4 protein-coding genes and 1 pseudogene are annotated in these 4,959 nt (G+C 70.2%); 1 reads left to right on the top strand and 4 read right to left on the bottom strand.

The window, feature by feature from the left end; all coding sequences use genetic code 11:
• Positions 1 to 291, top strand: a pseudogene (locus tag Y706_RS30275) (heavy metal translocating P-type ATPase); the annotation flags it as partial.
• Here Y706_RS30275 and ppsA read toward each other — a convergent pair.
• From ppsA to Y706_RS25585, 4 genes are all read right to left on the bottom strand, one after another.
• Positions 292 to 2,721 (bottom strand): phosphoenolpyruvate synthase, encoded by a 2,430-nt coding sequence (gene ppsA / locus Y706_RS0114355; RefSeq protein ID WP_043436203.1) that lies wholly within the window; start codon positions 2,719 to 2,721, stop codon positions 292 to 294.
• 274 nt (positions 2,722 to 2,995) lie between these two features.
• Complete coding sequence (locus Y706_RS0114350) at positions 2,996 to 3,214, bottom strand: three-helix bundle dimerization domain-containing protein (RefSeq protein ID WP_028277122.1); 219 nt, start codon at positions 3,212 to 3,214, stop codon at positions 2,996 to 2,998.
• A 42-nt stretch (positions 3,215 to 3,256) separates the two neighbouring features.
• On the bottom strand, positions 3,257 to 4,042 hold the full coding sequence (locus Y706_RS0114345) for a glycosyltransferase family 2 protein (protein ID WP_043436213.1): 786 nt from the start codon (positions 4,040 to 4,042) through the stop codon (positions 3,257 to 3,259).
• A 5-nt stretch (positions 4,043 to 4,047) separates the two neighbouring features.
• Positions 4,048 to 4,959: class I SAM-dependent DNA methyltransferase (locus tag Y706_RS25585; RefSeq protein ID WP_043436202.1), on the bottom strand; the 912-nt coding region annotated here is incomplete at its 5' end.

The following is a 4,959-nucleotide window of genomic DNA, read 5'->3' as shown; positions in this document are numbered from 1 at the left end:
GTCGTGATCATCCTCGACGACCTCTCCAAGGTGGGGACCGCCGTCCGGATCGGGCAACGCACCGTGCAGGTGGCCCTGCAGAGCATCTGGATCGGCATCGGCCTGAGCGTGGCCCTCATGCTGGCCGCGGCCGCGGGCTACGTGCCGGCCATCGCCGGCGCGCTGTCCCAGGAACTGGTGGACCTCGCCACGATCCTCAATGCCCTGCGTTCACTCGGCCCCGGCCGCCACGGCGCAGCCAGCCCGGTGCGGTCCCGGGAAAGCGCGCGGCAGGCCCCGCTACCGGGATGACTATTTCCTGGCTGACTCTGTCTCTGCCGCCGCGACGGCTGACTCAGTCTCCGCTTCCGCGATCCGCGGCACGGTCTTGAGGTAGCTGTCCGGGTTCAGGGAGATCGAGTCGATCCCTTCGCGCGCGAGGAACGCGGCGAACTCCGGGTGGTTGCTCGGTCCCTGCCCGCAAATGCCGATCTTGATGCCGGCGGCGTGGGCCTTGCGGATGGCCTCGCTGATCATCGCCATCACGGCCTCGTCCCGCTCATCGAAGAGCGCCGCGAGCTGGCCGGAGTCACGGTCCACGCCCAGGACCAGCTGGGTGAGGTCGTTGGAGCCGATCGAGAACCCGTCGAACCGCGTGGCGAACTTCTCGGCCAGGACCACGTTGGACGGGATTTCGCACATCATGTAGACCTGCAGCCCGTTGCTGCCGCGGACCAAACCATGCTCGGCCATCACGGCCAGGACCTTGTCCGCCTCCTGCGGCGTGCGGCAAAACGGCACCATGACAATCACGTTGGTGAACCCGAGCTTCTCGCGGACACGTTTGAGCGCGGCGCATTCGAGCGCGAACCCCTCGCGGTAACGGGGGTCGTAGTAGCGCGAGGCGCCGCGGAACCCGAGCATGGGATTCTCTTCCGGTTCCTCGAAGGCGCCACCGCCGAGCAGGTGGGCGTATTCGTTGGTCTTGAAGTCGCTGAGCCGGACAATCACGGGGCGCGGATAATACGGCGCGGCGATCTTGGCGATCCCCAGCGACAGGGCGTCCACGAAGTACTCGGCCGGGTCCGCATAGGCCTGCGCCAGCTCCCGGATCTGGCGCGCCTCGGCCGGATCCGTGACCCGTTCCGGGTGGACAAGCGCCATGGGATGGACGCGGATCAGGCTGCTGATGATGAATTCCATCCGGGCAAGCCCGACGCCGTCCGCCGGCAGCCGCCACCACTGGAAGGCCGCGGCTGGGCTGGCGATGTTGACCATGACGGCCGTGCGCGTCGCAGGCAGCGCGCCGAGGTCCACCTCTTCGGTTTCGAACGCCAGGGTGCCGTCGTAGACCCGGCCCAGATCACCTTCGGCGCAGGAGATCGTCACGGGCCGGCCCTCGGCCAGGACGGCCGTGGCGTTGCCGGTTCCGACGACGGCGGGGACACCCAGCTCGCGGCTGACGATCGCCGCGTGGCTCGTGGGGCCGCCGTGGTCCGTGACGATCCCGGCTGCCCGTTTCATGATGGGCACCCAGTCCGGGTCGGTCATTTCGGTCACGAGGATGGCGCCGTCGCGGAACGCCGCGATGTCCGCCGCGGTCCGGATGACGCAGGCCGTGCCGTGCGCAATCGAGTCGCCGATGGCCGATCCAGTGGCGAGCACGGGCCCCTGTTCCAGCAGGTGGTGGATGGTGAACTGCGGCCCGGTCCGGCGTGACTGGACCGTCTCGGGCCGGGCCTGGACCATGAAGAGTTCCCCGGTCTCTCCGTCGCGGGCCCATTCCATGTCCATGGGCCGGCCGTAGTGGTTTTCGACCGTGACGGCCCAGCGGGCGAGGGCGAGGATCTCGGCGTCGCCCAGCACGAAGGCCCGGCGCTCGGCCTCCGAGGTGTCCACCATCCGGGTGCGGGCGCTCCCGCCGCGGCTGTAGACCATTTTCCGGGCCTTGGAGCCGAGGGATTTCTCGATGATCGGGGTGATGCCCTCCGCGGCCGCGGACTCTGTCAGGAGCGGCTTGAAGACCAGGTACTTGTCCGGATTGATGGTGCCCTGGACGACGGTTTCGCCAAGGCCCCAGGCCGCGCTGATGACGGCGGCGCGGGGAAAGCCCGAGTCGGTATCGATGGAGAACATCACCCCGGAGGCGCCGACGTCGGAGCGCACCATCCGCTGGACGCCGATCGAGAGGGCAACGTCCATGTGGTCGAAGCCCTTGACCTCGCGGTAGCTGATGGCCCGGTCCGTGAAGAGTGAGGCGTAACAGCGGCGACAGGCGTCCAGCAGTTCCCGCTCACCCGCGATGTTCAGGAAGGTCTCCTGCTGCCCGGCGAAGCTCGCGTCCGGGAGATCCTCCGCCGTCGCGCTGCTGCGCACGGCCACGGCGAGCCGGTCCATGCCGGCCCGGTCCCCCAGGGTCCGGTAGTGGGCGCGGATGGCTTCGGCGATGTCGCCGGGGAACTCGCTGGCCAGGAACAGGTCCCGGATGGCCTCGCCGGTGGCGCGCAGTGTGGCATCCCCGGCCCGGTAGGCGGCAATGCGCGATCGCATGGCGGCGTCGATCCCGTTGGCCGCGACGAACGAGCGGTACGCGGCGGCTGTGGTGGCGAACCCGTCAGGGACCCGTATCCCCTCGCCTTGGAGGGTCCGGATGAGCTCGCCGAGCGAGGCGTTCTTCCCGCCGACCCGCGGGACGTCGGCCATGCCGATCTCGTCAAACCACATCACGGGCCATTCAGCCATCACAGCACTCCTGTGCGTTGTCGGTGGACCCATACTGCGCGGGACCGGCATCCCGGGGTCAGGGGCTTTGGACCCGCGCGCCCCCTCCGGCTACTGTGCCGGCTGCCCCGGGCCGCCGCCGTCGAAATCGCCGGACACCTGCGGGATCGCCGGAACTATACGGCGATGTCGCGCGGATCCGGCGAACTCGAGGGTGCTGGGGTCGCGCGGGGTGCGGGGGTGCCGGGTCGCGCGCATCCGGCGAACTCGCGGCTAGGGGGTGGCGTCACGTGCGCTAGTCTTCGGCGGCGCTGATTCCGAACTCGCTCTTGAGCCGCACGCGGGCACCGCGCTCAACCAGTGTGGGTATGTAGGTCCGGATCCGGCCTGCGTTCAGGGCATCGAATTCCTCGCCGACGATCCCGGCGATGTGCATCCGCGGCACGTGCGGAAACCTGGCAGCCAGACGCTCGACAACCTGATCAATGCTGGGTTCTTTCGCATCGTCCGTCACTTCTTCAGTGTGGAGCGGTCGGGTCCCGGCGTCAATGAATCTTCAGCTGGCAGGCGGCAGCAGGTGGCCCAGGCTCCGCAGGTAGGTGCCAAAGCCGTGGGGCGCCCGGGCATGGGTCCGGCCGGAGGTCATGACCCTGATGCTGTCCGTTGCGGTGACCGTGAAGGCGCGGCTGCGGAGGCTGTGCACCAGGGTCCGGTCTTCTTCGGACGTGACCCGGGCGAACCCTCCGGCGGCAAGATAGGCGGAAGCCCGGACCCCGAAATTCGCGCCATAGATATGCGGGTGGTCCTCTCGGAAGGGGTGGCGTTCGTGCCAGCACCGGAGCAGTTCAGGGTCCATCCCGGCGGGGTCCGGTTCCACGGAACCCAGCACGGCGTCGGCCCCGGCCTCGGCGAACTCCAGCTGGCGCACCAGCCAGTTCTCCGGCACCCTGGAATCGGCGTCGGTGTTGGCCAGCCAGGTCCGGCCGGCCCAGGGCGGCGGCGTCCAGCGCTGGCCGGGCGGCCGCCGCCGGGTCACGCCGATGCCGGAGGCCCGGACGCCAGCGGCCCGGCTGGCGCCGGCGCTGCGGTAGCTGACCTCCAGTGCGCTGAAACGCGGGTCCGAGGCTGCGAAGCCGGCCATGACGGCGGCGGAGCCGTCCGTGCAGCTGTCCAGTACCACCGTCACCCGGGTCGCGACGTCGGACCGGACCCTGCGGAGGGCGTCCGCGGACCGCTGGACGGCCTCCAACGCCAGTTCCAGGTGGTCTTCCTCGTTGTTTGCGGGCATGACGACGGCGACCCGGTCGATGCGGTGCCCGCGCGGCAATGGCAACGCCGTCATCGGGGTCACCGCATCCGTTCCGGGCCGCCCAGGCCCGGCGCGGCACCCGGTATAGCGTCCGGGGCAAGGAACACCTCGAGCACAAAGTCGCGCTCCTGGTAGGTCCCGCCGCCCGCCCAGCCCAGGTGCCGCCGGGCCGCGGCGTGGACCGCGTCGCCGTCGAGTTCCCAGCCGGAAATGGGGTGCCGCCAGTGGCACAGCGCGAGGGTCCCGCCGGGCATGATCGAGCCTTGAATCCGGTCGAACAGTCCGGCGAGCTCTGCCGGTGAGAGGTAGTAGCCCACCTCTGAAACCACGATCAGATCGAACGATCCGTCCGGCCACTCGTTTGGGACGGTCAGGTGTCGCGTCGTCGCCGCGGGCAGGTGCACGAGCCGCCTGGCGGCACCGTCCAGCGCGGTGCCGCTGGCATCGACGGCGAGGAAGCTTCCGCACCGCGGCGCGAGTTCCACGCTCAGGGTCCCGATGGAGCAGCCGATCTCCAACCCGGACGTGTAGCTGCTGCCGGGCAGCGCGGCGAGCGTGAGGGTGCGTTTGCGCTGCTCGTACCAGCTCGAGGTGTACTGCCAGGGGTCCTCCTCCCGGGCGTGGACCGCATCGAACACGCGCTCCGCGTCGCCCGCGACGAAGGGCCGCCGGGACCCGCCATCGCCCGGGCCATCGCCCGGGCCGTCCGCAGGGCTGACCGCCTGGCCGTCGACCGGGGCGATCGCAGGGTGCCAGGCAAACGTCTCCCAGGTCCGCTCAAAGTGTGCCAGGAAGGCCGGAGGCAGGAGCACCTCGTCGCCCGGCAGCCCGGAGAGCGGGCGGACCTGGGACACATGTGCCGCCATCGCGGCGGCCTTGGCCTCAAGCTCTGCCGGGCGCAGCGGCAGCCGGAACCAGCCGCGCCATGCGCCGCCGGCCGGGTCGCCGCC

The sequence above is a fragment of the Arthrobacter sp. I3 genome (assembly GCF_000520575.1).
In the GTDB taxonomy this organism is placed as follows: Bacteria; Actinomycetota; Actinomycetes; order Actinomycetales; family Micrococcaceae; genus Arthrobacter; species Arthrobacter humicola_A.
The sequence above is the reverse complement of the archived record's forward strand: the minus strand, read 5'-3'. Positions and strand labels throughout refer to the sequence as shown.

Excerpts from the sequence above, each read along its gene's own strand:
- ppsA (WP_043436203.1), bottom strand. The coding sequence starts at position 2,721 with ATGGCTGAATGGCCCGTGATGTGGTTTGACGAGATCGGCATGGCCGAC.
- Y706_RS0114345 (WP_043436213.1), bottom strand. The coding sequence starts at position 4,042 with ATGACGGCGTTGCCATTGCCGCGCGGGCACCGCATCGACCGGGTCGCC.